Origin of the sequence: Achromobacter sp. MFA1 R4 (genome assembly GCF_900156745.1) — a bacterium.
Lineage (GTDB): Bacteria > Pseudomonadota > Gammaproteobacteria > Burkholderiales > Burkholderiaceae_B > Achromobacter.
In genome coordinates, this window is record NZ_LT707065.1 from 4,577,013 (window position 1) to 4,602,399 (window position 25,387).

At 67.4% G+C, this 25,387-nt stretch carries 25 protein-coding genes; 15 read left to right on the top strand and 10 right to left on the bottom strand.

Annotated elements, in window-relative coordinates; translation table 11 throughout:
• Positions 1-32 precede the first annotated feature (32 nt).
• Positions 33-1,316 carry an MFS transporter gene (locus BXA00_RS20970; protein ID WP_076520344.1) on the bottom strand — a complete coding sequence of 428 codons (1,284 nt, stop codon included), beginning with the start codon at positions 1,314-1,316 and terminating at the stop codon, positions 33-35.
• Between the two features lie 123 nt (positions 1,317-1,439).
• Between BXA00_RS20970 and BXA00_RS20975 the strand changes: the two genes are divergently transcribed.
• The gene (locus tag BXA00_RS20975) at positions 1,440-2,063 is read left to right on the top strand and encodes a TetR/AcrR family transcriptional regulator (protein ID WP_076520345.1); all 624 of its coding nucleotides are present in this window, start codon (positions 1,440-1,442) and stop codon (positions 2,061-2,063) included.
• Positions 2,064-2,244: 181 nt separating this feature from the next.
• Positions 2,245-2,466 carry an XRE family transcriptional regulator gene (locus tag BXA00_RS20980; RefSeq protein WP_076520346.1) on the top strand — a complete coding sequence of 74 codons (222 nt, stop codon included), beginning with the start codon at positions 2,245-2,247 and terminating at the stop codon, positions 2,464-2,466.
• Positions 2,467-2,543: 77 nt separating this feature from the next.
• On the opposite strand, the gene BXA00_RS20985 is transcribed toward BXA00_RS20980, so the two are convergent.
• Together BXA00_RS20985 and BXA00_RS20990 are read right to left on the bottom strand one after the other, a co-directional pair.
• Positions 2,544-3,833, bottom strand: a complete 1,290-nt coding sequence (locus BXA00_RS20985; RefSeq protein ID WP_076520347.1) for an Nramp family divalent metal transporter — start codon at positions 3,831-3,833, stop codon at positions 2,544-2,546.
• A 139-nt stretch (positions 3,834-3,972) separates the two neighbouring features.
• Positions 3,973-4,398: an OsmC family protein gene (locus tag BXA00_RS20990; RefSeq protein ID WP_076520348.1), complete on the bottom strand. Its 426-nt coding sequence runs from the start codon at positions 4,396-4,398 to the stop codon at positions 3,973-3,975.
• Between the two features lie 279 nt (positions 4,399-4,677).
• Between BXA00_RS20990 and BXA00_RS20995 the strand changes: the two genes are divergently transcribed.
• The 6 genes from BXA00_RS20995 (at position 4,678) to BXA00_RS21020 (ending at position 10,228) form a co-directional block, all read left to right on the top strand.
• Positions 4,678-5,832: an ABC transporter substrate-binding protein gene (locus BXA00_RS20995; RefSeq protein WP_076520349.1), complete on the top strand. Its 1,155-nt coding sequence runs from the start codon at positions 4,678-4,680 to the stop codon at positions 5,830-5,832.
• A gap of 176 nt (positions 5,833-6,008) precedes the next feature.
• Positions 6,009-6,923 (top strand): ectoine/hydroxyectoine ABC transporter substrate-binding protein EhuB, encoded by a 915-nt coding sequence (gene ehuB, locus BXA00_RS21000; RefSeq protein WP_083714297.1) that lies wholly within the window; start codon positions 6,009-6,011, stop codon positions 6,921-6,923.
• Between the two features lie 9 nt (positions 6,924-6,932).
• Positions 6,933-7,586, top strand: a complete 654-nt coding sequence (gene ehuC, locus BXA00_RS21005; RefSeq protein ID WP_076520350.1) for an ectoine/hydroxyectoine ABC transporter permease subunit EhuC — start codon at positions 6,933-6,935, stop codon at positions 7,584-7,586.
• Complete coding sequence (gene ehuD / locus BXA00_RS21010; RefSeq protein WP_076520351.1) at positions 7,583-8,254, top strand: ectoine/hydroxyectoine ABC transporter permease subunit EhuD; 672 nt, start codon at positions 7,583-7,585, stop codon at positions 8,252-8,254. The genes ehuC and ehuD overlap by 4 nt, the downstream gene beginning before the upstream one ends.
• Positions 8,251-9,021 (top strand): ectoine/hydroxyectoine ABC transporter ATP-binding protein EhuA, encoded by a 771-nt coding sequence (ehuA, locus tag BXA00_RS21015; RefSeq protein WP_076520352.1) that lies wholly within the window; start codon positions 8,251-8,253, stop codon positions 9,019-9,021. Before ehuD ends, ehuA begins: the two co-directional genes overlap by 4 nt.
• 94 nt (positions 9,022-9,115) lie before the next feature.
• Positions 9,116-10,228, top strand: a complete 1,113-nt coding sequence (locus BXA00_RS21020) for an NADH:flavin oxidoreductase/NADH oxidase (RefSeq protein ID WP_076520353.1) — start codon at positions 9,116-9,118, stop codon at positions 10,226-10,228.
• A gap of 114 nt (positions 10,229-10,342) precedes the next feature.
• Here the strand turns inward: BXA00_RS21020 and BXA00_RS21025 are convergent, their stop codons facing one another.
• The 3 genes from BXA00_RS21025 to BXA00_RS21035 form a co-directional block, all read right to left on the bottom strand.
• A complete protein-coding gene (locus BXA00_RS21025; protein WP_076520354.1) occupies positions 10,343-10,993 on the bottom strand; it encodes a dUTPase in 651 nt (216 codons plus the stop codon).
• Positions 10,994-11,113: 120 nt separating this feature from the next.
• Positions 11,114-11,653: a hypothetical protein gene (locus BXA00_RS21030; RefSeq protein ID WP_076520355.1), complete on the bottom strand. Its 540-nt coding sequence runs from the start codon at positions 11,651-11,653 to the stop codon at positions 11,114-11,116.
• Positions 11,654-11,666: 13 nt separating this feature from the next.
• Positions 11,667-12,305, bottom strand: a complete 639-nt coding sequence (locus BXA00_RS21035) for a DedA family protein (protein ID WP_076520356.1) — start codon at positions 12,303-12,305, stop codon at positions 11,667-11,669.
• Between the two features lie 106 nt (positions 12,306-12,411).
• Between BXA00_RS21035 and BXA00_RS21040 the strand changes: the two genes are divergently transcribed.
• The 6 genes from BXA00_RS21040 to BXA00_RS21065 all read left to right on the top strand — a co-directional run bounded on the left by BXA00_RS21040 (position 12,412) and on the right by BXA00_RS21065 (position 17,876).
• Positions 12,412-13,452 carry a metal-dependent hydrolase gene (locus BXA00_RS21040; RefSeq protein ID WP_076520357.1) on the top strand — a complete coding sequence of 347 codons (1,041 nt, stop codon included), beginning with the start codon at positions 12,412-12,414 and terminating at the stop codon, positions 13,450-13,452.
• Positions 13,453-13,589: 137 nt separating this feature from the next.
• Entirely contained in the window at positions 13,590-14,357 is a 768-nt protein-coding gene (locus tag BXA00_RS21045; RefSeq protein ID WP_076520358.1) for an IclR family transcriptional regulator, read from the top strand.
• Between the two features lie 100 nt (positions 14,358-14,457).
• On the top strand, positions 14,458-15,162 hold the full coding sequence (gene pepE / locus BXA00_RS21050; RefSeq protein ID WP_076520359.1) for a dipeptidase PepE: 705 nt from the start codon (positions 14,458-14,460) through the stop codon (positions 15,160-15,162).
• A complete protein-coding gene (locus BXA00_RS21055; protein WP_076520360.1) occupies positions 15,159-16,088 on the top strand; it encodes a DUF1177 domain-containing protein in 930 nt (309 codons plus the stop codon). Before pepE ends, BXA00_RS21055 begins: the two co-directional genes overlap by 4 nt.
• Complete coding sequence (locus BXA00_RS21060; protein WP_076520361.1) at positions 16,085-16,774, top strand: AroM family protein; 690 nt, start codon at positions 16,085-16,087, stop codon at positions 16,772-16,774. The genes BXA00_RS21055 and BXA00_RS21060 overlap by 4 nt, the downstream gene beginning before the upstream one ends.
• A 112-nt stretch (positions 16,775-16,886) precedes the next feature.
• A complete protein-coding gene (locus BXA00_RS21065) occupies positions 16,887-17,876 on the top strand; it encodes a tripartite tricarboxylate transporter substrate binding protein (RefSeq protein ID WP_076520362.1) in 990 nt (329 codons plus the stop codon).
• Between the two features lie 173 nt (positions 17,877-18,049).
• Here BXA00_RS21065 and coaBC read toward each other — a convergent pair whose 3' ends face one another.
• The 4 genes from coaBC to BXA00_RS21085 all read right to left on the bottom strand — a co-directional run bounded on the left by coaBC (position 18,050) and on the right by BXA00_RS21085 (position 23,753).
• A complete protein-coding gene (gene coaBC, locus BXA00_RS21070; RefSeq protein ID WP_076520363.1) occupies positions 18,050-19,246 on the bottom strand; it encodes a bifunctional phosphopantothenoylcysteine decarboxylase/phosphopantothenate--cysteine ligase CoaBC in 1,197 nt (398 codons plus the stop codon).
• Between the two features lie 157 nt (positions 19,247-19,403).
• Entirely contained in the window at positions 19,404-19,934 is a 531-nt protein-coding gene (gene lspA / locus BXA00_RS21075; RefSeq protein WP_076520364.1) for a signal peptidase II, read from the bottom strand.
• 2 nt (positions 19,935-19,936) lie between these two features.
• A complete protein-coding gene (ileS, locus tag BXA00_RS21080; protein ID WP_076520365.1) occupies positions 19,937-22,798 on the bottom strand; it encodes an isoleucine--tRNA ligase in 2,862 nt (953 codons plus the stop codon).
• A complete protein-coding gene (locus tag BXA00_RS21085; protein ID WP_076520366.1) occupies positions 22,788-23,753 on the bottom strand; it encodes a bifunctional riboflavin kinase/FAD synthetase in 966 nt (321 codons plus the stop codon). The genes ileS and BXA00_RS21085 overlap by 11 nt, the downstream gene beginning before the upstream one ends.
• Positions 23,754-23,878: 125 nt before the next feature.
• On the opposite strand from BXA00_RS21085, the gene purN reads away from it, so the two are divergent.
• On the top strand, positions 23,879-24,535 hold the full coding sequence (purN, locus tag BXA00_RS21090) for a phosphoribosylglycinamide formyltransferase (RefSeq protein ID WP_156902942.1): 657 nt from the start codon (positions 23,879-23,881) through the stop codon (positions 24,533-24,535).
• Positions 24,536-25,387: the final 852 nt, after the last annotated feature.

A 25,387-nucleotide genomic window follows, 5' to 3' on the forward strand; every position in this document is an offset into this window, starting at 1 on the left:
GGGCGGTCTCTGCCGCCCTGCGCCGCGTCGCTTCAGGCCGGTTGCGCCACTGCGCGCCGTCGGCCGATCATCAGGGCCAGCACGGCGGCGATGATGCCTGTTGCGCCAGAAATCACGAAGGCCATCAGGTAATTGCCCTGCGCCTCGCGCAGCGCGCCCGCCATCCACGCGGCGCTGGCCGCGCCCATCTGGTGGCCCGCCACGATCCAGCCGAACACGATGGAGGCGTCGCGTTCGCCAAAGGCTTCGGTCGTCAGGCGCAACGTCGGCGGCACGGTGGCGATCCAGTCCAGTCCGAAGAAGATCGCGAAGATCGACAGGCTGTAGAACGAGAAATCGGAATAGGGCAGGTACATCAGCGACAGGCCGCGCAGCGCGTAGTAAACGAAAAGCAGCTTGCGCGGATCGTAGCGGTCGGTAAGCCATCCGGACGCCGTGGTGCCCAGCAGATCGAAGATCCCCATCATGGCCAGCAGGCCCGCCGCCTGCACCTCGGGCATGCCGTGGTCCCCGCACAGCGCGATCAGATGCGTGCCGACCAGGCCGTTCGTGGTGAAGCCGCACACGAAGAAAGTGGCAAAGAGATACCAGAACGTGCGCGTCCTGGCGGCGCGGGCCAGCGTGCCGAAGGTGGCCGCCAGCATGCCGGTGCGCGGCGCGGCAGGCGCGGGCGGGGCCAGCGGATCGCTGCCGAACGGCGCGACGCCGACGCTGGACGGTCGGTCGGGAACCAGCCACCAGGCCAGCGGCACCAGCGCGGCGGCGGCGCCAGCGACCGTCCAGACCACGCGCGTCCAGTCGCCCGACGAGGCCAGCGCGGCCAGCACGGGCAGGAACACCAGCGTGCCGGTGGCGGCGCTGGCGGTCAGCAAGCCCATCATCAACCCGCGATGCTTGACGAACCAGCGATTGACCACGGTCGCGCCCATCACAATGGCGACGGCGCCCGAACTGAGGCCCGAGAACACGCCCCAGGTCATGATCAGGTGCCAGGGCTCGGTCATGTACGCGCTGACCGCGCTGGACGCCGACATCAGGATCAGCGCGCCGATCAGCACGCGCCGCAGCCCGAAGCGCTCCATCGCGGCGGCGGCGAAGGGTCCCACCAGGCCGTAGAGAAAGATGCCCAGGGCCGCGGCGAAGGAAATGGCGCTGCGGCTCCAGCCAAAGGCTTCCTCCAGCGGCACCAGCAGCACGCTGGGCGAGGACCTCAGCCCTGCGGCCACCAGGAGCGACAGAAAAATCACCCCGACGACGACGAACGCATATTTCTGGCCGGCGTCGCGGAATGGGAAGGGAGGGCGGGCTATACTCATGTGACTGACCGGTACGTATTGCGGTTTGCGCATAGTACGTACCGGTCAGTAACATCGTCAAGCATTTCTTGGCGACCCTGTTTTCGGGCATGCCGCGCGCATCCCGCAGAAAAGGAGCCGAGCATGGCCAGCAAGACCCAGCCCCCCACCTCCGCGCCGGCGACCGGAAACTCGGCTGCCAAGCCACTGCCGGCGGCCGACCGCATCCGCAAAACGGCGCGCGAGATGTTCTACCGCGACGGCATCCGCGCCGTCGGCGTCGATGCGATCGTGACCCAGGCAGGGGTGACCAAGCCCAGCCTGTACCGCAGCTTTTCGTCCAAGGACGAACTGGCGGCAACCTACCTGCGCGACTATGACGCCGAGTTCTGGGCGCGCTTTGACGCGGCCTGCGCTGCCCATCCCGGCGATCCGCGCGCCCAATTGCTGGAGTACCTGAGGGGCATGGCCGCTCGCGCCGTCCAGAACGGCTACCGCGGCTGCGGCCTGACGAACGCGGCGGTCGAGTATCCGGATTCGGACCATCCGGCGCGTGCCGTGGCCGTGGCGCACAAGCAGGAATTGCGCCGCCGGTTGAACGCCATGACGGCCGGGATGGGCGCGTCCGATCCCGAGGCCCTGGCCGACGGTCTGCTGCTGCTGATCGAGGGCGCCTTCGTGTCAAGCCAGCTGTTTGGCCAGGGCGGGCCGGCCGGCAGGGTCGCCGAAATGGCCCATAAGCTGATCCAGGCGCACATGCCTGGCTGATTCTTGGCTTAATCCGCACAAAACCGGTGCGCAAACAGGTGCCGCATGCACCGTTGTGGTGGTGTTTGTACCCATTGCACAACGAAGAAAAAAATGTTTGGCTTTTTTATTGCAACGCAGCATACGCGGATCTAAGATGGATTCACGTTGTTCCACATCGCGCTTTCTCAAGGAGAGAATCATGAGCGATACCGCGTTGAAAAATGCCCGTATGTCGGATGCGCTGGAGCGGTCCTTGATCCGCGAGGCCATCAAGGCGGAAACCCTGTCCGGTTCGTCCACGGCCTCGCGCTGGTTGCGCCTGAAGGTGCGCATGGCCGGATTCGGCGGCGCCGTCGGCGAGATCCTGCACAACATGGACGCCGGCCGACGCCAGCACCCGGTCGTTTCCGCGTACCACTGAAGTACTACGCCAGAAAAAACGCCAGCTTTGATCGCTGGCGTTTTTTTTGTGCCTGGCCGGGCCCGCCCCGGCTTCGTTCAGGCCACGATGTCCAGCAGCAGATACCCATCCAGCACGATGATTCCCACGGTTGCGCCGATGGCCGCCCATGCCCAGGCGCCGCGCAACACGTAGCGGCCCATCAGGCCCTTGCGGCAGGCCAGGACCACCAGCGGACCCAATGCGAAGGGCAGGGCCAGGCTCAGGATGACCTGGCTGAGCACCAGCAATCCATCGGGATCCTGGCCGCCCGTCACGGCCAGCAGGCCCACGGCAGCGGCGCCCGCCACCAGGCGCGTCATGAGCGCACGGCGCCGGTCCGACCAATTGCTGCCCACCTGGAAACCCTGCGACAGGATGCGGCCGGCGAGCACGCCCGTGATGGTGGAGCTTTGCCCCGCGGCATAGAGCGCCACGGCAAAGACGATTGCCGCGCCCACGCCCAGCGTGTGTCCAATCACCGCGTGCGCGTCGTCCAGGCTGGACACGACCATGCCTGACCCGGAAAGTGACGCCGCAGCCACGATCATGATGGCCGAATTGATCAGCATGGCCACGCCCAGCGACACGATGGTGTCGTTGCGCGCCACCCGCATCGCCATGTCTCGCGCTTGGGGCGGCAGATCCCGCGCCCGTTGCGCCAGCGAACCGGAATGCAGGTAGAGGTTGTGCGGCATGAGGGTGGCGCCCAGGATGCCCAACGCAATCAGGAAGCCCTGCGGGTCGCGCAACGCCTTGCCGGTTTCCGTCACGCCGTGCGCCACTTCCGTCCAGGCCGGATTGGCCTTGAACAGCAGGAAAACGAATGACAGCGCCACCACCGACAGCAGCAGCGCGATCACGCGCTCGTGCCGGTCGGCGTTGCCGCGCGTCAGGGCCAGCACGGCAAAGGTGCCGATGCCCGTGACGGCGACGCCCGCAATCAGCGGCAGATTGAACAGCAGCCGCAGCGCAATCGCGCCGCCGATCAGTTCGGCCAGCGCGGTGGCCAGGATCGCGGCCTCGCCGGCCAGCCAGGCCGCCTTGGCCAGACGCGGCGACAGGTGGCGCGCGGTGAGGGTGGCCAGGTCCTGGCCCGTGGCCAGCGCCAGGCGCGACACCAGCACCTGGAAACCCAGCGCCAGAAAGGCCGACGTGATGACGACCATGAGCAGGCCGTAGCCGAAGCCGCTGCCTCCCGCGATGTCGGTGGCCCAGTTGCCCGGATCGATGTAGCCGACGGCCACCAGGATGCCGGATCCGACCATCCGGCGCAGGTTGGCGGACACCCGCGCATCCTGCGCCAGGACGGCATTGCCGCCGGATATCGCGTAAATGAATCGGGTCATGGGCTGCTCCTGAGAATAGTTCTCATCTTCCGGAAGCAGCCGCGGACCGTCAAATTGATTTTGGCCAAGCCCGGGATAGGGCGGGCCAATGATCCGGCCCCCTCAAAGGCCGGATCCTGTGTGCGCGTAGGCGCGGTGATCAGGATTTCAGCTTGGCGTCCATCGAGATCTTCGCGTTCAGCACCTTGGATACCGGGCAGCCTTTTTCCGCCTTGCGTGCGGCCTCTTCAAAAGCCTCGGCCGACGCCCCGGGGATGACGGCTTCGACGGTGAGGTGGACGGCGGTGATGGAAAAGCCGTCATCGACCTTGTCCAGCGTGACTTCCGCCTTGGTGTCCAGGCTTTGCGCGACCATGCCGGCCTCGGACAGGATGTTGGACAGCGCCATCGTGAAGCAGCCGGCGTGCGCGGCGCCCAGCAGTTCTTCGGGATTGGTGCCGGGGGTGTCGCCGAACCGGGTGTTGAAACCGTAGGGTTGGCTCTTGAGCGCGCCGCTCTGCGTGGAAATCGTGCCTTTGCCAGTCTTCAGATCGCCGGTCCAGGCGGCGGTTGCGGTTTTCTTCATACGTGACTCCTGGTTGGGACGCGGCCGCGTGCGGGCGCGTCCGGGGTGGGGGACGCGCCATCGCCGGGACGGCGCGCCTTGCCTCAGGCGGCATCGTCGATGATACGGCCCGCCACCCGCCTGGGCGCTGAAAAAGCCGGTACGCAACGGCAAGCCGATGTAACGGGGGGCGCGGCCGGCGCCGGGGCCGCCGCAACAGGCCGATCTGGTCAAAAGGCGCCGCTTGCGCATCAGGCAAAATAGCGGCATCTCCTTCACTTCCTCCCAAGAGCCGTAGTCATGCCTCGCATCCTTGCCCGCTACGCCTGCGCCGTCGCGCTGGCCGTTCCCGCCCTGTCCGCACAAGCCGAAATCGTGATTGGCGTGGACGTGTCCACCACGGGCCCCGCCGCCGCCATTGGCATCCAGACCAACAACGCGATCCGGCTCTGGCCCAATACGCTGGGCGGCGAGCCCGCGCGCTATGTGGTGCTGGACGACGGCACCGACGTGAGCCGCGCGGTGAAGAACATGCGCAAGCTGACCTCCGAAGACAAGGTCGATGCCATCGTCGGCCCCAACATCACGGCGTCCGCGCTGGCCGCGCTGGACGTGCTGGCCGAAACCAAGACCCCGATGATCGCCCTCGCGGCCTCCAGCGTCATCGTCGAGCCGCAGTCCGATCCCAAGCGCGCCTGGGCCTTCAAGATGCCGCAGAACGACTCGCTGATGGCGACGGTCCTGGTCGAGGACATGAAGAAAAAGGGCCTGAAGAACGTGGCCTTCATCGGCTTTGCGGATTCCTATGGTGACAGCTGGTGGAAGGAATTCTCGGCCGCGGCCGGTTCCGATCTGAAGCTCGTGGCGCAGGAACGCTTCCAGCGCACCGATGCCTCGGTCGTCGGCCAGGTGCTGAAGGTCATCGCGGCCAAGCCGGACGCGGTGCTGATCGCCGGCTCGGGCACGCCGGCGGCGCTGCCGCAGAAGACGCTGCTGGAACGCGGCTACACGGGCGCCATCTACCAGACGCATGGCATCGGCACGCTGGAGTTTCTGCAGGTGGGCGGCAAGGACGTCGAAGGCACCCTGTTCCCGACGGGGCCCGGCGTCGTCGCGCGGGAATTGCCCGATTCCAACCCGGTCAAGAAGGTGGCCGTGGAATTCGCGGACAAGTACGAGCAGCAATACGGCCCCAACACCCTGACGCAGTTTGCGGGCGACGCGTACGGCGCCTGGATGCTGCTGGACTCGGCCGTGTCGCGCGCCTTGAAGACGGGCGCCAAGCCCGGCACGCCGGAGTTCCGCCTGGCCCTGCGCGATCCGCTGGAACAGACGCGCGACCTGGTGGTGCCCAACGGCGTGCTCAACATCACCAAGGACAACCACCAGGGGTTCGACGAGCGCGCCCGCGTCATGGGCACGGTCAAGAACGGGCGGTTCTCCTACGCGCAATAAAGGGTGCCATATACCCCTACAGTTCGTAACATGTCCTGACGCCCCATAGGGCAAGGGCGGCAAAAGCAGGCTTAGGCCTGCTTTTTTTCGGACACATCATTCGTGTAGAAATCATTTAATAGCGTATTATTTTTAGTGAAGCCATGTACCTAGAAATAAATACGGGAGAAATTTCCATGACCTTGATCCGTTCCAGACGTCTGCTGTTGGCCCTGAGCCTGGGCATTCTTGCGGCTTGCTCCGACTCCGGCGCCGACAAGACCTCGGCGGCGGCCGGCGGCGCGGCCGGGACCGGCACCAGCACTCTCGAGGCCGCCAAGGCGGCCGGCAAGATCCGGATCGGTTACGCCAATGAAGCGCCGTTCGCCTACATGGACAGCAAAGAGGCCAAGGTCACCGGCGAATCCGTCGAAATTGCCCGCGTGGTGCTCAAGCGCATGGGCATCAATGAGGTCGAAGGCGTGCTGACGGAATTTGGCTCGCTGATCCCGGGCCTGGCCGCCGAGCGCTTCGACATCATCGCGGCCGGCATGTACGTCACGCCGGAACGCTGCAAACAGGTGGCCTTCTCGGACCCGACGTATGGCGTGGGCGAAGCGTTCCTGGTCCAGGAAGGCAATCCGAAAAAACTGCACAGCTATGAAGACGTGGCCAAGAACCCCGACGCCAAGCTGGGCGTGGTGGTCGGCGCCATCGAAGGCGAGTATGCCGAGAAGGTCAAGATCCCCTCGGACCAGGTCGTGGTGTTTCCGGATGCCGTCAGCGCGCTGTCGGGCGTGCAGGCCGGCCGCGCCGACGCGTACGCGGCGACCGCGCTCACCATCAACGACCTGATGGTCAAGACGCAAGAGGGCAGCGGGCTGGAAAAGGCCGATCCGTTTACCGACCCGGTGATCGACGGCAAGGGCGTGCGCGGTTATGGCGCCTATGCCTTCCGCACAGATGACAAGGCGTTTGCCGACGCCTTCAATGCCGAACTGGCCAAGTTCATCGGCACCGACGAGCACAAGAAGCTCGTCGAGCCGTTCGGCTTCACCGCCCAAGAGCTGCCCCAGGGCGTGACCGCAGAAAAGCTCTGCGCCGGACAGTAAGGGGCGCCGATGCCGTTCTTTTCGGAACCTATCGCGGAGCTCGTCCCGCCGCTCCTTGAGGGGCTGGGCGTCACGCTCCAGATCCTGGCGGGGGCGGTGGTACTGGCCGTGCCGCTGGCGCTGCTGTCCGGGTTGGGACGCCTGTCCGCCGTGCGCCCCGTCCGGTGGCTGGCCTCGGTCTATGTCGAAGTCTTCCGCGGCACCTCCGCGCTGGTGCAGCTATTCTGGTTCTACTTCGTGCTGCCGCTGTTCGGCGTGCAGTTGCCGGCCATGCTGGTGGGCATCGTGGTGCTGGCGCTGAATGCGGGCGCCTATGGCGCGGAAGTGGTGCGGGGCGCCATCCGGGCGGTTCCGCCCGGGCAGCGCGAAGCCGGCGTGGCGCTGAACCTGACCCGCCGGCAGATCATGCGGCGCATCGTGCTGCCGCAAGCAGTGCCCGCAATGTTGCCGCCCGCGGGCAACCTGCTGATCGAACTGCTGAAGAACACCGCGCTGGTGTCGCTGATCACGATCACCGACCTGACGTTCCGCGGCCAATTGCTGCGCAGCGAAACCCTGCGCACGACCGAGATCTTCACCTTGATGCTGCTGATGTACTTCGCGGTGGCGCTGCTGATCACCGCGGGCGTGCGCCTGCTTGAGCGGAGGGTCCGGATCCGATGACGCCGATTTTCGATTGGTCTTTCGCACTGGAAATCCTGCCCACGCTGGGGTCGGCGCTGGTCATCACGATCCAGGCCACCGTGCTGGGCATGCTGGTGGCGGTCACGCTGGGCCTGGTGCTTGCGATGCTGCGCCGTTCCCGGCTGCGCGTCGTGTCGCTGCCCGCAGCGTTCTTCATCGAGTTCGTGCGCAGCACGCCGCTGCTGGTGCAGATGTATTTCCTGTTCTACGTGCTGCCCCTGACCGGCGTCCAGATGTCGCCGCTCATGACCGGGATCGTGGCGCTGGGCCTGCACTATGCGACCTACTGCGCCGAGGTCTACCGCGCCGGCATCGAAGCCGTGCCGCGTGGCCAATGGGAGGCGGCCACGGCCCTGAACATGTCGCGCTGGCGGACCGCGGTGGGCGTGGTGCTGCCCCAGGCGATCCCGCCCGTGGTGCCGGCGCTGGGCAACTACCTGGTGGCGATGTTCAAGGACACGCCGCTGCTGTCGGCCATTACCGTGGTCGAACTGCTGCAGCAAAGCAAGATGATCGGTTCGTCGACGTTCCGGTACACCGAACCCCTGACCCTGGTGGGCCTGCTGTTCCTGGCGCTGAGCCTGGTCGCGGCGTGGGGTGTGCGCGGCCTGGAGGCCCGCCTGCAACGATATGGAGGAAAGCGATGAGCGCCAGCCTGAACATCAGGAATCTGCACAAACAATACGGAGACCTGGAAGTCCTGCGCGGCATCAATCTCGAGATACCCGCCGGCCAGACGGTGGCCGTCATCGGCCCCTCGGGGTCGGGCAAGTCCACCTTGCTGCGCGTGCTGATGACGCTGGACCAGCCCACCAGCGGCGATATCGAGATCGACGGCGAGTCGATGTGGACGGACGCGCAGGGCCGCCCCGTCGGCCCCAATTCCGACCACCTGCGCAAGGTGCGCGGCAAGATCGGCATGGTGTTCCAGCACTTCAACCTGTTTCCGCACATGACGGCGCTGGGCAACGCCATGGAAGCGCCCATGCATGTGCTGGGCATGACCCGCAGCCAGGCGCGCGAACGCGCCGTGGAATACCTGGACATGGTTGGCCTGGGCGACAAGCTGGACGTCTATCCGGCGCAACTGTCCGGGGGCCAGAAGCAGCGCGTGGGCATCGCGCGAGCGCTGGCGATGTGTCCCGAGATCATGTTGTTCGACGAGGTCACGTCCGCGCTGGATCCGGAGCTGGTGGGCGGGATCCTGCAGATCCTGCGCGATTTGTCCGCGCGCCGCAGCATGACGATGATCATCGTCACGCACCAGATGAAATTCGCCGAACGCAGCTCGGACCGGACGCTGTTCTTCGATCAGGGCAACATCGTCGAGGACGCGGAATCGTCGGTGCTGTTCAGCCAGCCCAAGGAGCCGCGCACGCGCCAGTTCCTGGATTCGGTGATCGAGGGGCAGTAGCCGCCCGGTTTAACCCTGCCGGGGGCGTTGGGATTGGCGGTGCCGGCTTTCGCGGGCGCTATGCTGTGGCGTCCAACGCTTCGGAGCCCCACGCATGAGTCACCTGTTCAGCCCCACGACCCTCGGCAATGTTTCCCTGCCCAACCGCATCGTCATCGCGCCGATGTGCGAATACTCCGCCGAAGAAGGCTGTGCCACCGATTGGCACATGATCCATCTGGGGAACCTGGCCCTGTCGGGCGCCGGGCTGCTCTTCGTCGAAGCCACCGCGGTGGAGGCCGATGGCCGCATTTCGCCGGGCGACCTCGGCCTGTGGTCCGACGAAACGGAAGCCGCGCTGGGCAAGGTGGTGGCCGCCGTACGCCGCTATTCGCCGATCAAGCTGGGCATCCAGCTTGGGCACGCCGGCCGCAAGGCGTCCAGCGACGCGCCCTGGAATGGCGGCCAGCTCGTACCCGAAAGCGCCGGCGGCTGGCTGGGCTGGGCGCCTTCCGCCGTGCCGCACAACGACCAGGAGCCCGCGCCGCGCGCACTGGACGCGGCGGGTCTGGCGCGCGTGCGAGACGCCTATGTCGCCAGCGCGAAGCGCGCGCTGCGCCTGGGATTCGACGCCATCGAGGTGCATGCCGCGCACGGCTATCTGCTGCATCAGTTCCTGTCGCCGCTGTCCAACCGGCGCGACGACGCCTATGGCGGCTCGCTGGAAAACCGCATGCGCTTTCCGCTGGAAGTGTTTGAGGCGCTGCGCGAGGTCACGCCGTCGTCCGTGGCGCTGGGCGTGCGCGTCTCGGCGACCGACTGGGTCGAGGGCGGGTGGGACCTGGAGCAGACCCTGGCGTTTGCGCAGGCGCTGAAGGCGCGCGGCTGCGAGTTCATCGACGTGTCCAGCGGCGGCGTGTCGCCGCAGCAGAAGATTCCGGTCGGGCCGAACTACCAGGTGCCCTTCGCCGAGGAGATCAAGCGCCGGATCGGCATGCCGACGATTACGGTGGGCCTGATCACCGAGGCGCAGCAGGCCGAGGACATCCTGGCGCAGGGCAAGGCCGACATGGTCGCGCTGGCGCGCGGCATGCTCTACAACCCGCGCTGGCCGTGGCATGCCGCGGCCCAGCTGGGCGGCCAGGTCGACGCACCGCGCCAATATTGGCGGTCGCAGCCGCGCGAGTTGAAGTCGTTGTTCGGGGAAACGCGTTTCGGCCAGCGGTAGGCGGGAAACGCCGGCCCGGATGCGCCGGGCTGAAGGGGCGGGCAAAAGGGCGGGCAAAAGGGCGGGCAAAAAGGGCGGGCCAAAGCGCAAGCCAAAGCGCCCGCCGACGGCATCCTACAGGCGCGAATACGCCGCTTCCAGCTCGCGATGCAGGATACCGGCAAAGTCTGGGCTGGCCGGGTCCTGCTGCGACAGCAGGCGGGCCAGGACGACGTTGTCTTCCTCGCCGTTCCAGATCTTGATGTAGGTGCCTTCCTTGTAGCCGTGCTGCTGCCGGAAGATGTTCAAAACGTTCTTGGAAACGTACTGCGTGTAGGCGTCGTTCCAGCTCATCTCGCACGCGCGCATGGTCTGTTCCAGCACCTTGAAGCTGGCGCGCCCGCACACCGCCAGTCCGCCGATGAGCTCGAGCAGCTCGGGCACGTTCAGCGCGTCCAGGGCGTGGGTCTTGCCGTCCAGCGTAACGCTGGCGGGCGAGGCCAGATCGGCGACCAGGGCGCGCGCGGCCGCCTCGACGTCTCCGCCAGCTGCGACGATGGTGTGCGACAGGTAGAAGTGCAGGATGTCGACCAGCTCCATCTGCACCTGCGGCAGGTCAATCGTCTGCTTTTTCCACCACTTCCAGCCGTAGTGTTCCAGGGCCTCGGCCGATTCGACGAAGGCGGCGCGCAGGAAGCGGGCGCCGCCATTGACCCAGTCCGGATTGATCATGCTGTTCAGGTGGCCTTGCAGCTTCAGCATCGTGGCCGCCTGGGCCTGGTTCAATCCGACTACGTTGTTCACTTTCACTCCGGGAGACGTGGGGGCTGTTCAATGGGCGGAAATGTTAGCACCATCGCCTGGCACCATCGCTTGGCAACCCCGCCTGGCACCACCCCCCGGGCCTCAGCCGCCGTCCTTGCGGTACGACGAAGGCGTCAGCGGCGGAAGCTTGTCCAGGGGCGTCTTGCGCGGATTGCGCGCGCCGCTGGCCGCCTTGAACAGCATGAAGGCAAAGAAGGCCAGGAAGAGTGCGGGCATCAACTCGTCGAATTCGAATTCAGGACTGTGCAGCGCCCGGAAGGCGATGTTCGCGGCGGCCCAGCCCGCCATGATGCCGGCAATCATCAGCACGACGCCAATCTTGCGCTGGCGCGCGCGCCGGGCGAGCGTGAGCGTGACGTCGTCCGGCTGGCCGGGGACGGACGCCACCGGCGCGTGCGTGGTGCGCGAGTGGGGAGCAGGGGACGCGGTATTGCCCCAGGGGGCATCGGACAGCGAGCCGGGCGTGGCGGACGGCGTAGCCGGGACGGGCGCGGGCGCCTGCTGGGCCGGCCTGCGGCCTTCCCGTCGGCTTGCGATGTGGCCGGGCGACCCGCCTGCGCGGGTCAGCTCTTCGATATAGCGCGCGAAATCGCCGTTCTTGGGCTCGGCATCGATGGCCATGAGGCTCTCCGGATCAATTGCCCCGCCGCACGCGCACCGGTTGGCGGCGCTTGCGCACCATGGCGAGGAGTAGCCCGCATCCTAGCAAAACCGACAGCCCGGCGCCGATCATCATGCCGATCTGCTGGGCGTTCTCCGCCGCGCCCAGGCTGCGCGCGGTGATGTAGCCGGGCGCCAGCATTAGCGGCATCCAGAGCACGGCCGACAGCACGTTCGCCAACTGGAAGCGGGCTTGCGTCATGCCCATCACGCCGGCCACGGTGGGAATGGTGGACCGGATGGGGCCCAGGAAGCGGCCGATCAGCACCGACGCAAAGCCGTAGCGGTAAAAGAACAGGCGGGCACGCGCCACGGCGGTCCGCTGCTGCTTGAGGGGCCAGCGCCGCAGCACCCCCGGTCCCGCCCAGCGCCCAAGCCAGTACGACAGGGCATCGCCGACGATGGCGCCCGCGACGCCCCAGGCCACCACGCCCCATGGCGATAAGGTGCCGGAGCCGATGAGGCCGCCGGTGAGCAGCATCAGGGCCGTGGCGGGAATGAACAGGCCCAGGAGTACGATGGACTCGCCCAACGTGAGCAGGAATGTAATCGGCCCGGCCCAGGCCTGATTGGCTTCGATGAACTGGCCGATCTGGGTGATGTATTCATCCATGGATGCAAAGTTGAAAATTAGCTGAACGCAATCGGGTATGTTAACGCCTGCGCGGCCGGCCGAAAGACGCCTCGGCCATATGGCGCAGGCTCAACGTTGGAGAAACATGGATTCAGTTACACAGGCGGTGCTGGGCGCAGGCATTCAGGGCGCGATGCTGGGGCGCGTGCAGGGACGACGGGCCCTGTTCTATGGCGCGGCGCTGGCCACCGTGCCCGATCTGGACGTCCTGATGAGCTACCCGGACCCGGTATCGCTCATGACCTATCACCGGGGCTTTTCGCATTCGGTCTTCGTGCTGACCGCCGTGGCCATCGTGCTGGCCTGGTTGATCCGCAAATTCCGGCCCAACCCGGGCTACAGCGGGCGCCGGTTGTTCCTGACGCTATGGCTGGTGCTGGTGACGCATCCCATCCTGGATTCGTTCACGGTCTACGGAACCCAGTTGTTCTGGCCGCTCGCGCTGACGCCGGAAAGCTGGTCGGCCGTCTTCATCATCGATCCGGTCTATACCGTGCCGCTCCTGCTGGGGGTCCTGTTCGCCTTTGCCGCCGGCATGACGCTTACCGCGCGGCGCGTGCTGGTGGCCACGCTTGCATTCAGCACCGCGTACCTGGGGTTCGGACTGGCGGGACGCATGGCGGCCGAGCAGCGCGTACGCGACGCGCTGCAGGGACAGGGCATCACCGTGGGGGAATTGCGCGCCATTCCCATGCCGTTCAATACCCTGGTGTGGCGCGTGATCGCCAAGGACGGCAACGGCAACTATTACGAAGCGGTCAGCAGCCTCTTTGACCGCGGTCCGCCGGAATGGGTGCGCCTGCCTCTGAATCCCGAGACAGGCCGCGTCCTGGCGGGCGTGCCCCTGCATGAGCGCCTGCGCTGGTTCACGGACGATTGGCTGCGGTATGACGTGGTGGGCGACGCTCTGGTGGTCTCGGACCTGCGCATGGGCATGGCCGGGCATTACACGTTTCGCTTCAAGATGGCCCAGCGCGCGCCGGACGGCGCCTGGGCGGCAGTCACGCCCTCCGTCTGGCCGAGCGACCGGGGCGGCTGGAATGAATTCAAGCTGGTCCTGGCCCGCATCCTGGACGGGCAACCGCCGCTGCCCCTGGCGCAATGGGCAGAGCAGGCGACAAAGTAGGCCGCGCCCGCGCCACCCGATGCAGGCCCCCGTGAGTAGGGGGCTTTTTCTTGCGCCGCGCGTATTGACCGGTTTCCATCGCTTGCATTATTCTTGTTCACTAATAAGGAACTTATGTTCCGTTTTATGGAACAAGCATGAGTATTCTCGATGGCGTCCAACGCGTGCTTTCCCTCTATGCGGAAGGCGCGGCCGAGCTGAGCTTCACCGAAGTCGCGGCCCGCCTGGCCATGCCCAAAAGCACGGCCTCGCGTCTGCTGAACCAGATGCAGCATTACGGGCTGCTCGACCAGGACGCGGCCACGCGCCGCTATCGGCCGGGCGCCATGCTGGCGCAGGCCGTGCGCGCCGGCATGGCCGCCACGCCGCTGGACGAGGCCTGCCGCGCCGTGCTCGCCCGCCTGTCCGACGACAGCGGGCTGACGGCCTATCTCTCCACGCTGAACCAGCGCGAAACCGTCGTGCTGCAGCGGCTGAACGGCTCGCATCCCGTGCAGGTGCTGTCGCCGCCCGGTTCGCGCCGCGCCGCCTCGGGCACGGCGATGGGGCGGGCGTTGCTGTCGCGCCTGACCGACACTGAATTCCAGGCCCTGTATGGCGCGGACCCCGCGCAGCCCTTGCCCGTCGAAGGGCGCGACTGCCCGGCCACCGTCGGCGATCTGGCGCACCGCTTGGCGCGGACGCGCGCGGACCATTGCGCCGTCGCGATCGACGAGGCCATGCCCGGAATCGGCGCCGTGGCCGCGGCGGTCCGTGACCCTGCCACCGGCGAACTGCGCGGCCTGTGCCTGTCGTTCGTGTCGTTCCAGGCCGACGCCGCCCGCGTTGCCGTGCTGCGCGAATCCGTGCTGCAACAGGTGGGGGCGCTGGGCCGCGAGCTCAACGATCCCTACTGGCTCACCTGACCGATTTCCGGGACGCGACGGCATCGGCCGCGCCAGACCGGCTTTCAGGCCCGCTTCCCGCCACCCGCTTCCAGAACCTTTTACCTATCGGACCTTTTCCATGAACCTTCTGCTCCTCAGCAACTCCAGCAGCGATGCCGGTTATCTGGTGCACGCCATGCCCGACATCCGCGAGCTGATCGAATCCCTGCCGCAAGGCGCCCGCGCGGTGTTCGTGCCCTACGCGGGCGTCACGCGCAACTGGGACGACTACACCGCGCTGGTCGCTTCGGCGCTGGCGGACACGGGGCTGGACATCCAGGGCCTGCACCGCGCGCAGGATCCGGTCGCGGCGCTGGAAGCGGCGGCGGTCATCATCGTCGGGGGCGGCAACACGTTCAACCTGCTGGGCCAGTTGCGACGCCAGGGTCTGCTCGAGGCCGTGGCGCGCCGCGTGCGCGCGGGGGCGGCCTACCTGGGTTGGAGCGCAGGTTCCAACCTGACGTGCCCCACCATCTGCACCACCAATGACATGCCCATCACGGACCCGCAGGGCTTCGATGCGCTGGGCCTGGTGTCCTTCCAGATCAACCCGCACTACACCAATGCCCACCCGCCCGGGCATCGCGGAGAAACCCGCGCCCAGCGCCTGGCGGAGTTCTGCACCCTGAATCCCGCCATGCCCGTGCTGGGGCTGCCCGAAGGCGCCGCGCTGCGCGTGCGCGGCGACAAGATCGCCCTGGTCGGCCCGCACGATGCGCCGCTCTTCCTGGGCACGGGCGAACCGCGCGTGTTCCGCCCCGGTCCGGTGGAGATCCCGGCATGAAGCAGGTGATCGACGTCATCGAATTGCTGTCGTCCGCGCATGTCACGGGCGAGGCGGTTGCGCAGGTGCTGCGCGACGCCGGCAATTGCGATGTGCAAGTGACGCGCCTCGAGCGCGACGGATTGTCGACGGATTTCCTGTCCATCGTCATCCCGGGCGCGGACGCGTCGGCGCCGCAACTGGGCATCGTCGGGCGGCTGGGCGGCATCGGCGCGCGCCCCGCCGTGACGGGCCTGGTCTCCGACAGCGACGGCGCCGTGGTCGCGATCGCGGCCGCGCTCAAGTTGATGGCGATGGCACGGCAGGGCGACGTGCTGCCCGGCACGGTCCGCATCCGCACGCACATCTGCCCGCGCGCCGGCACCCGGCCGCATCATCCGGTGCCGATGATGCGCTCGCCGTTTCCCATGCGCGAAATGATGTCGCACGAAGTCGACCCGCGCATGGACGCGATCCTGTCGGTGGACACGACGCGCGGCAACCGCCTGGTCAACAAGCGCGGCGTGGCGCTTACGCCCGTGGCCAAGCAGGGCTACCTGCTGCGCATCCCCGAGACCATGCTGGACGTGATGGGCTGGGTCAGCGGCGAACTGCCGGTGACGCTGCCTTTGACCACCCAGGACATCACGCCCTACGAGAACGGCCTGTGGCACGTGAACTCGCTGATGCAGCCGGCCATCGTCACGGACGCGCCGGTGGTCGGCGTGGCGCTGACGGCGCAGACCACCGTGCCCGGTTGCGCCACCGGCGTCACCAACGCCGTGGACGCGGATGTCGCCATGCGCTTCTGCATCGAGATCGCCAAGCTCTACGGCCAGGGCGCCATGACCTTCTTCGACGACACCGAATGGCGCGCGCTGCAGGCCCGCTACGGGTCGATGGCGCACCTGCAGACCGTGGGCCGCGAAGACGGAGCCACGCCATGAGCGTGCGCACGCCGCGCCGCGTCGCGTTCTTCACCATCGGCCAATCGCCGCGCAGCGACGTCGTGCCCGAGATGGCGCCCGTGCTGGGCGCGCACGTGCGCATCGATGAGTTCGGCGCGCTGGACGGGCTGGACGCCGCGGGCCTGGCCGCGCTGGCGCCGCGTCCGCGCGAATACCGTTTCGCCACGCGCATGCGCGACGGCTCCCAGATCGAACTGGACGCGGCCGCCGCCGAGGCGCGCCTGGCGGACGTGATGCGGCAGGCGGACGGCCAGGGCTACGACGTCCTGGTGCCGCTGTGCACCGGCACGGCGATCGCGCCGATGCGCACGCTTGTGGTGGAGCCGCAGCAAGTCGTGGACCACCTCGTCGCGGGCCTCGCGCAGCACTGCCGTAAGGTGGGGCTGGTGGTGCCGCTGCAAGCACAGGTCGACGCGTTTCACATGGCCGTGCCGCTGGAATGCGAGACGCAGGTGGTGCATGCCTCGCCCTATGAGCCCGACGCGCAGCAGGCCGCGCGCAACTTCGAGGCCGCGGGCCGGGCGCTGGCGTCGTGCGACCTGATCGTCATGCATTGCATGGGCTATGCGCAGCGCATGCGCCAGGCGGTGGCCGAGGCATCGGGCCGTCCCGTGCTGCTGTCCAACCGCCTGGTCGCGCAGGCGCTTGCGCAACTATTGGAATAACGCCGCCGGACGCAATCCCGAAGCCCCGGCCGCGTCCTTTCGCGCGGTCGGTCCGGGCGAGCGGCGAGAGGAGACGAAGCCGACTTCGTCAATCATTGTTGGGAGTTTTTTCATGTTCAGCCGTACCCTGCACCGCGCCGCTGGCGCACTGTTTGCCGTCACCGCGCTGGCGGCCACCTCCGCCCATGCCGCCGACGCCTGGAAGCCCGCCAAGCCGGTGCGCCTGCTCGTCGGCTTTGCCCCGGGCGGCTCGGCCGATACGCTGGCCCGCCTGTTGGCCGAGCCGCTCTCCGCGCGCCTGGGCCAGCCGGTCGTGGTCGAAAACCTGGCCGGCGCCGGCGGCAACATCATGGCCTACCGCCTGAGCCAGGCGCCCGCCGACGGCTACACCATCGGCATCGCCGCGGCCGGTTCCATGGCCATCACCCATGTCCTCAATCCCAAGGGCACGAACTACAAGCCCGCCGATTTCACCCCCATCACGTTGGCCGCCGTGCAGCCCAACGTCGTCATCGTGAACAAGGACGTGCCGGCCAACAACCTGGCCGAACTGAAGGAGTACTTCCAGAAGACCCCGACCGCCACCTATGGCACCGCGGGCGTGGGCATTTCCAACCACCTGATCGCCGAGACCATGCTGTACAAGCTGGGCGTCAAGGTCCCCCACGCCGCCTACCGTGGCGCGGCGCCCGTGATCACCGACCTGCTCGGCGGCCACATCGCCATGACGATGGACAACATCTCCACCGCCGCGCCGCTGGCCTCGCAAGGCAAGGTGAAAGCCATCGCCGTGGCGTCGATCAAGCGCGCCGCCCAGTTGCCCAACGTCCCCACGCTGGACGAACAGGGACTGAAGGGCTTTGACATGCCCACGTGGCAGGGCGTGTTCGCCCCGGCCGGCCTGCCCGCCGACGTGCTGGCCGCCTATTACGCGGCCCTGCAGGACGTGCTGAAGCAGCCCGCTGTCGTGGAGAAGATGTCCGGCCTGGGCTCCGAGCCCGTCACCGGGATGGCGCCGGAAAAGTTCTCCGCGTTCCTGGAAAACGACCGCAAGCAATGGGCGGACATCGTCAAGGCCGCGAACATCAGCCTGGAGCAGTAAACACGCCGCAAGCCGGTTCAGGCAGGTTCAAGCCGGTTCACGCGCTGCAAGGCAAAACGCCAGACCCGTTACGGGTCTGGCGTTTTTTCATGTCGATCCGGCTGACGATGCCGGGCGCGCCGGCAAACGCGGGCGGGTGTCGGCTTGGCGCAGCGATCCGATGCGTGTTCCGTTCAAACCGGCATGCGCGCCGCGATTTCCGCGATGAGGCGGCGCGCGGCGTCCAGCTTGTCGCCGGCCGGCAGCGGGTGCGTGCCCTGCGCGTCGAACAGCACCAGCTCGGTGGTGTCGGCGTCCATGACCTTGTGCGCAAGGTTGCCGACCAGCAGCGGGATGCCCTTGCGCGCGCGCTTGGCTTCCGCGTGTTCGGCCAGCTTTTCGGTTTCGGCCGCAAAGCCCACGCACCACGGGCCGTTTTCGAGCTTGGCCACTTCGGCCAGGATGTCCGGATTGGGTTCGAATTCCATCAACGGGGCGCCGCCGCCTTCGCTGGTTTTCTTCAGCTTCTGCGTGCTGACGTTCTTGACGCGCCAGTCCGCCACCGCGGCCACGGCGATGAAGATGTCGGCGTCGCCGACACTGGCCATGACGGCATCGTGCATCTGGCGGGCGGTGGTGACGGGCAGCGCGGTCACGCCGCGCGGAACGGGCAGGAACGTGGCGCCGGTGATCAGGGTGACGCGGGCGCCGGCCTCGCGCGCGGCGCGCGCCAGGGCGTAGCCTGTCTTGCCGGAAGACCGGTTGCTCAGCACGCGCACGGGGTCCACGGGTTCCGACGTGGGGCCGGCGGTCAGCAGCACGTGGCGGCCGGCCAGCAGCTTGGGCTGGAAGAAGGCGATCAGGTCGGTCAGCAGCTCATGGGCCTCGAGCATCCGGCCGTCGCCGGTTTCGCCGCAGGCCTGTTCGCCCGCCGCGGGGCCCAGCACGGTGACGCCGTCAGCGCGGAGCTGTTCGACGTTGCGCTGCGTGGCCGGGTTGGCCCACATTTCGCGGTTCATGGCGGGCGCCACCAGCAACGGACAGGCGCGCGCCAGGCACAGCGTGGACAGCAGGTCGTCGGCCATGCCGTGCGCCAGCTTGGCCATGAAGTCGGCGCTGGCGGGCGCGATCAACACGGCGTCCGCGCCCCGCGTCAGGTCGATGTGCGCCATGTTGTTGGGCACGCGCGCGTCCCAGGCGTCCACGAACACGGGCCTGCCGGACAACGCCTGCATGGTGACGGGCGTGATGAAGTGCGTGGCCGCCTCGGTCATCACCACGTCGACGGTGGCGCCTTGTTCGGTCATGCGCCGCACGAGCTCGGCGATTTTGTAGCAGGCGATGCCCCCGGTCAGTCCGAGGACGATGCGTTTGCGGGCGAGATCGAGCATGAGGACGGGGCGACGGGTTCAGCGCCGCGAAATCGAGGAATTGAGAGGGATTTTATTCTGCATTGCCGCATCGCGCCGTTCGTCATGCCTTCAGGGGGCATCAAGCCGGACAAAAGCCGCAGGGGGCCGGGCAGGGCGCCGGCCCGCCTTGCGACCGTCAGGCCTGCGGTTTGCGGGCGCGCAGCAATTCGTCCAGCACCAGCAGCACCGCGCCGCAGGTGATGCCGACGTCCGCCAGGTTGAAGGCGGGAAACTGCCAGTCTTTCCAGTAGAACAGCAGAAAGTCCACCACGTGGCCATACACCACGCGGTCGATGACGTTGCCGATGGCGCCGCCCAGGATCAGCGTCAGCGCCAGGCTGAAGCGCGGCTGTCCGTGCGTGCGGCGCAGCATCCAGACGATGACGACCGCCGCCACGCTGCCCAGCCCGGTGAACAGCCAGCGCTGCCAGCCTTCTTCGGACGCCAGGAAGCTGAACGCAGCCCCGCGGTTGAACACCAGCGTGAAGTCGAAGAAGGGCAGGACGTTGACGCGTTCGCCGTACTGGAATGCCGTGTTGAAGTAGACCTTGGTCAACTGGTCCAGCACGATGATCAGCAAGGCCAGCGCCAGCCAGCCGCCCACGCGCGCCGGCGCGGGCCGGGCGGGGGCGGCGCCCGTCACCCCGTGTTCGGAGGGGCGGGCCATGTTCAAGCCTTGTCGCGGGCTTCGCCCGAGCCGAACAGGTTGGACTCGCAGCGGCCGCAGATCTCGGGATGATCCGCGTCCTGGCCCACGTCAAGGCGCCAGTGCCAGCAGCGTTCGCACTTCTTGTGGGCCGACGGCGTGACCTCGATGCGGGTCTCGCCTTCGCTCGCGTGCACGGTAGCGCGCGAGACGATCAGCACGAAGCGCAGGTCGTCGCCCAGGCTGGCCAGCAACAGCTGGTCTTCGCCATTTGCGTACAGGTCCACTTCGGCCTGCAGCGACGAACCGATGTCACCGGCCGTGCGCACTTCCTCCAGCTTGCGCTGGACGTCGGCGCGGATGGCGCGCAGGCGCGTCCACTTGGCCGAAAGGGCTTCGGCGTCGGCAAACGGCGGCAGCGCGTGGTAGACCTCGGTGAAGATCGTCGTGCGGGCCGCGTCGGCCTGATTCTTGAGCGCGGAAGCCACCAGTTCCTTCCAGGCTTCTTCGGCCGTGAACGACAGGATGGGGGCCATCAGCTTGAGCAGCGTCTGCGTGATGTCCAGCAGGGCCGTCTGCGCCGAGCGGCGGGCGCGGCTGTCGGGGGCCGACGTGTAGAGGCGGTCCTTCAGGATGTCCAGGTAGAACGCGCCCAGGTCTTCCGAGCAGAACGTCTGCAGGCGCGAGACGGCCGGATGGAAGTCGTAGCGTTCGTAGAAGGCTTGCACTTCGGACTGCATCTGCGCGGTCATGGCGAGCGCATAGCGGTCGATTTCGAAGAGCTCGCCGTAGGGCACGGCCTGCGACACCGCGTCGAAATCAGCCAGGTTGGCCAAGAGGAAGCGCAGCGTGTTGCGGATGCGGCGATAGCCTTCCACCACGCGCTTGAGGATCTCGTCCGAGATGGACAGCTCGCCCGAGTAATCGGTGGACGCCACCCACAGGCGCAGGATTTCCGCGCCCAGCGAGTCGGACACCTTTTGCGGGGCGATCACGTTGCCCACCGACTTGCTCATCTTGCGGCCCTGGCCGTCCACCACGAAGCCGTGCGTCAGCAGGGCCTTGTAGGGCGGCTGGCCATACAGCATGCAGCCGGTCAGCAGCGACGAATGGAACCAGCCGCGATGCTGGTCCGAGCCTTCCAGGTACAGGTCGGCGGGCCAGCCCAGCTCGGCGCCGTGCGAACCGGCGAATTCGCCGTCCTTGCCGCCCAGCACCGTGGCGTGCGTGCTGCCCGAATCGAACCACACGTCCAGCGTGTCGCGGTTCTTTTCGTACATGTCGGCCTCGTCGCCCAGCAGCTCGCGCGGGTCCAGGCCTTGCCAGGCCTCGATGCCGCCTTGCTCGACGCGCTGCGCCACCTGCTCCAGCAGCTCGGCGGTGCGCGGGTGCAGTTCGCCGGTTTCCTTGTGCACGAAGAAGGCCATCGGCACGCCCCACTGGCGCTGGCGCGACAGGGTCCAGTCCGGACGGTTGGCGATCATGGCGTGCAGGCGCGCGCGGCCCCAGGCGGGGTAGAACGCCGTGGCGTCGATGCCGGCCAGCGCCGATTCGCGCAGCGTGGGGCCGCCATCCTTGGGGGCCACGTCCATGCCCGCGAACCATTGGCTGGTGGCGCGGTAGATGATCGGCGTCTTGTGGCGCCAGCAGTGCATGTAGCTGTGCTTGTGCTTTTCGACGTGCATCAGCGCGCCGGCTTCCTTCAGGGCCTCGACGATCTTGGGGTTCGCCTCCCAGATCGACAGGCCGCCGAACAGCGCCAGGCTGTCCACGTACTTGCCGTCGCCCATCACCGGGCTGATGAAGTCGGTGTCCTTCATGCCGTGCGCTTTGCACGACACGAAGTCCTCGATACCGTAGGCGGGCGCCGAGTGCACCACGCCGGTGCCGGAGTCGGCCGTCACGTAGTCGCCCAGGTAGACGGGCGCCTTGCGATCGTAGGCCGCATTGAACTGCGCCAGCGGATGGCGGAATTCGATGCCTGACAGCGCCTCGCCGGGCGCCGTGGCGATGACTTCGCCTTCCAGCTCCCAGGACTTCAGGCAGGCTTCGACGCGTTCCTTGGCGATCAGCAGCAGGGGACCGAACTTAGGCGCCGGCGACACGCGCACCAGGGCGTATTCGATTTCCGGATGCACGTTCAGCGCCTGGTTGGACGGGATGGTCCAGGGCGTGGTCGTCCAGATGACGATGGCGCCGTCGTCCACCGAGTCCAGGCCGAACGCGCCAGCCAGCTTGGCATGGTCGGCAAACGGGAAGGCGACGTCGACGGCCGGGTCCACGCGGTCCGCGTATTCCACTTCGGCCTCGGCCAGCGCCGAACCACAGTCAAAGCACCAGTTCACGGGCTTCAGGCCGCGGAACACGTAGCCCTTGTCCAGGATGCGTCCCAGCGCGCGGATTTCGTCGGCCTCGTTGCTGTAGTTCATCGTCATGTACGGACGATCCCATTCGCCCAGCACACCCAGACGCTTGAAGTCCTTGCGCTGGCGGTCGATCTGCTCGAGCGCGTAGGCGCGGGCCTTGGACTGCACTTCCGCCACCGGCAGGTGCTTGCCGTACTTCTTTTCGATCTGGATTTCGATGGGCATGCCGTGGCAGTCCCAGCCTGGCACGTAGTGCGCGTCATAGCCGGCCATGTTGCGGCTCTTGACGATGATGTCCTTCAGGATCTTGTTGACCGCGTGGCCGATGTGGATGTCGCCGTTCGCATAGGGCGGGCCGTCGTGCAGCACGAAGCGGGGCCGGCCGCGGCTGGCCGCACGGATCGCCTGGTAGACGTGGTTTTCCTCCCATTGCGAAATCCAGGCGGGCTCGCGCTTGGCGAGGTCGCCCCGCATGGGGAAGGGGGTATCGGGCAGGTTGAGGGTCTTTTTATAGTCCATGAACGGCAAAATAGGCGCGCGCGTTTCGCGCGTCTTCGGCGATGGCGGCAGTCAGGGAAGGGAGGTCAGGAAATTTTTCTTCGTCCCGCAACTTTTGCAGGAATTCGACGCGTACGAGTTTACCGTATGCATTGAGGGTCTCGCCGAGCAAGTGCGTCTCGAGCAGCACGCGGCCGCGGTCCTCGACCGTCGGGCGCACACCCAGGCTTGCCACGGCGGGCAATGGCCGGTCGGCCAGGCCGTGGACCTGCACCACGTAGATGCCCGAGCGCGCCGCGCATCTTTCGGCCACCCGCAGGTTCATGGTGGGATAGCCCAATGTGCGGCCCAGCTTCTGGCCGTGGATGACGTGGCCGCTGATATGGAAAGGGTGTCCCAGCAGATGGCGGGCGCGCTCCAGGTCGCCGACCGCCAGCGCGGTGCGCACCTCGGAACTGGAAATGCGATGGCCCTGCCGGTCCGTCACGTCCGCCAGCGTCTGCACCTCGAAGCCGTGCATCATGCCGGCTTCACGTAGCAGGTCGATATCGCCGCTGCGCTTGTGCCCGAAGCGGAAGTCCTCGCCGACCAGCAGCCACTTGGCCTGCAGGCCCTGCACCAGCAGCTGTTCGATGAAGGCGTTGGCGGACATCTCGGCCAGCCGCGCATTGAACCGCTCCACCACGACCTGCGTAATGCCGTAGCGCGCCAGGGCGGACAGCTTGTCGCGTAGGCCGGAAATGCGGGTGGGCGCCAGTTCGGGGCGCTGGTTCAGGGCAGCGAAATACTCCCGCGGGTGCGGTTCGAAGGTCATCACCGCAGGCGCCAGCCCCCGTTCGCGCGCGACCTGGCAGACGCGGGCGAGCATGGCCTGGTGTCCGCGATGGACGCCGTCGAAATTGCCGATTGTCAGCGCGCAAGGGGCGCGCCGGTCAGGCGGGGGAAGGGATCGGTAGATGCGCAGCGATGGTTTCACGAGCGAGAGTTTACAATTTTGGATTACGGGTTTGTTCCTATCCCGCCCGCGCCGGCCGTTCCGCGCGTCCGGCGAACCGCGGCGGACCCGTCCGAATTGCCTTGGAATTGTTCATCTTGCCGGAAATATCTTCTACCAAGCGCCGTCTCGTCATCCTGATTTCGGGACGGGGCAGCAACATGCAGGCGCTGGCCCAGGCCTGTCGCGACGAGGGCTGGCCGGCGGAAATTGCCGCGGTCATCGCCAGCCGTCCCGACGCCGCCGGCCTCGATTGGGCCGCGGGGCAGGGCATCCCCACGGCAGCCCTGTATCACAAGGACTACGCCAGCCGCGAAGCCTTCGACGCCGCGCTCGCCGCTGAAGTCGACCGCTACGCGCCCGATTACGTCATCCTGGCCGGATTCATGCGGGTCCTGACGCCCGGGTTCGTCAATCATTACGCCGGCCGGCTGGTCAACATCCATCCGTCGCTGCTGCCGGCATTTCCGGGCCTGCACACCCATGCGCAGGCCCTGGCGACCGGTGTGCGCGTCCATGGCTGCACCGTGCATTTCGTCACGCCGGTCCTGGACCACGGTCCCATCATCGCCCAGGGCTGCGTGCCGGTGCTGGCGGGGGACACGCCGGAATCGCTGGCCGCGCGCGTGCTGGCTGTGGAACATAAGGCTTTTCCGGCAGCCGTGCGCTGGCTGGCCGAAGGCCGGGTTACCCTGACCAGCGACCATCGCGTGGACGTCAAGGGCGACCCAGCCCGCTTATTCTCCTGGTCGCCGGCCGCCTGATCGGCCCAGAATCGCATTTATCGGACGGAACACCTCCGTCCCACTGGAATACACCATGACTAAACCCCAATCCCCGCGTTCCCGCCCGGCCGGTTCCTTCGGAGCCGCCACGGAAGGGCGCGACGGCCGGTCCTTTTTCTCGCGCCCCAAGGGCGATGCCCGCAAACCGGTGTCGCGCGATCGGGCCGAGCCCGCGGACCGCGCCCGCGAAGAGCGCGGCCAGCGCGGCGACAGCCGCGGCAGCGAGCGCGGCTCGTACGCCCAAGACCGGCGCGAAGGCCAGGGCCGCCCGGATTCCCGCCCATCCTTTGGCGGCCAGCGCGGCGACAGCCGCGGTGGCGAGCGCGGTTCCTACAGCCAGGATCGTCGCGAAGGCCAGGTCCGTCCGGATTCCCGCCCGTCTTTCGGCGGCCAGCGCGGCGACAGCCGGGGTGGCGAGCGCGGTTCCTACTCCCAGGATCGCCGCGAAGGCCAGGGTCGCTCGGATTCTCGTTTCTCCTTCGGCGGCCAGCGCGGCGACAGCCGTGGCGGCGATCGCGGTTCCTACAGCCAGGATCGCCGCGAAGGCCAGGGCCGCCCGGATTCCCGTTCATCCTTCGGCGGCTCTCGCGGCGACAGCCGTGGCGGCGAGCGCGGTTCCTACAGCCAGGATCGCCGAGAAGGCCAGGGCCGCCCGGACTCCCGCCCGTCCTTCGGCGGCCAGCGCGGCGACAGCCGCGGCACCGACCGCGGTTCCTACGGCCAGGATCGCCGCGAAGGCCACGACCGCCCGGATTCCCGCCAGGCCTTTGCCGGCCAGCGCGGCGAGCATCGTGGCGGCGACCGCGATCACGCGCCGCAAAAGCCCCAATT

What these genes read in the sequence shown, in the direction of transcription:
- BXA00_RS20970 (WP_076520344.1), bottom strand. Translation starts at nt 1,316, where the DNA reads ATGAGTATAGCCCGCCCTCCCTTCCCATTCCGCGACGCCGGCCAGAAA.
- BXA00_RS20975 (WP_076520345.1), top strand. Translation starts at nt 1,440, where the DNA reads ATGGCCAGCAAGACCCAGCCCCCCACCTCCGCGCCGGCGACCGGAAAC.
- BXA00_RS20980 (WP_076520346.1), top strand. Translation starts at nt 2,245, where the DNA reads ATGAGCGATACCGCGTTGAAAAATGCCCGTATGTCGGATGCGCTGGAG.
- BXA00_RS20985 (WP_076520347.1), bottom strand. Translation starts at nt 3,833, where the DNA reads ATGACCCGATTCATTTACGCGATATCCGGCGGCAATGCCGTCCTGGCG.
- BXA00_RS20990 (WP_076520348.1), bottom strand. Translation starts at nt 4,398, where the DNA reads ATGAAGAAAACCGCAACCGCCGCCTGGACCGGCGATCTGAAGACTGGC.
- BXA00_RS20995 (WP_076520349.1), top strand. Translation starts at nt 4,678, where the DNA reads ATGCCTCGCATCCTTGCCCGCTACGCCTGCGCCGTCGCGCTGGCCGTT.
- ehuB (WP_083714297.1), top strand. Translation starts at nt 6,009, where the DNA reads ATGACCTTGATCCGTTCCAGACGTCTGCTGTTGGCCCTGAGCCTGGGC.
- ehuC (WP_076520350.1), top strand. Translation starts at nt 6,933, where the DNA reads ATGCCGTTCTTTTCGGAACCTATCGCGGAGCTCGTCCCGCCGCTCCTT.
- ehuD (WP_076520351.1), top strand. Translation starts at nt 7,583, where the DNA reads ATGACGCCGATTTTCGATTGGTCTTTCGCACTGGAAATCCTGCCCACG.
- ehuA (WP_076520352.1), top strand. Translation starts at nt 8,251, where the DNA reads ATGAGCGCCAGCCTGAACATCAGGAATCTGCACAAACAATACGGAGAC.
- BXA00_RS21020 (WP_076520353.1), top strand. Translation starts at nt 9,116, where the DNA reads ATGAGTCACCTGTTCAGCCCCACGACCCTCGGCAATGTTTCCCTGCCC.
- BXA00_RS21030 (WP_076520355.1), bottom strand. Translation starts at nt 11,653, where the DNA reads ATGGCCATCGATGCCGAGCCCAAGAACGGCGATTTCGCGCGCTATATC.
- BXA00_RS21035 (WP_076520356.1), bottom strand. Translation starts at nt 12,305, where the DNA reads ATGGATGAATACATCACCCAGATCGGCCAGTTCATCGAAGCCAATCAG.
- BXA00_RS21040 (WP_076520357.1), top strand. Translation starts at nt 12,412, where the DNA reads ATGGATTCAGTTACACAGGCGGTGCTGGGCGCAGGCATTCAGGGCGCG.
- BXA00_RS21045 (WP_076520358.1), top strand. Translation starts at nt 13,590, where the DNA reads ATGAGTATTCTCGATGGCGTCCAACGCGTGCTTTCCCTCTATGCGGAA.
- pepE (WP_076520359.1), top strand. Translation starts at nt 14,458, where the DNA reads ATGAACCTTCTGCTCCTCAGCAACTCCAGCAGCGATGCCGGTTATCTG.
- BXA00_RS21055 (WP_076520360.1), top strand. Translation starts at nt 15,159, where the DNA reads ATGAAGCAGGTGATCGACGTCATCGAATTGCTGTCGTCCGCGCATGTC.
- BXA00_RS21060 (WP_076520361.1), top strand. Translation starts at nt 16,085, where the DNA reads ATGAGCGTGCGCACGCCGCGCCGCGTCGCGTTCTTCACCATCGGCCAA.
- BXA00_RS21065 (WP_076520362.1), top strand. Translation starts at nt 16,887, where the DNA reads ATGTTCAGCCGTACCCTGCACCGCGCCGCTGGCGCACTGTTTGCCGTC.
- coaBC (WP_076520363.1), bottom strand. Translation starts at nt 19,246, where the DNA reads ATGCTCGATCTCGCCCGCAAACGCATCGTCCTCGGACTGACCGGGGGC.
- lspA (WP_076520364.1), bottom strand. Translation starts at nt 19,934, where the DNA reads ATGGCCCGCCCCTCCGAACACGGGGTGACGGGCGCCGCCCCCGCCCGG.
- ileS (WP_076520365.1), bottom strand. Translation starts at nt 22,798, where the DNA reads ATGGACTATAAAAAGACCCTCAACCTGCCCGATACCCCCTTCCCCATG.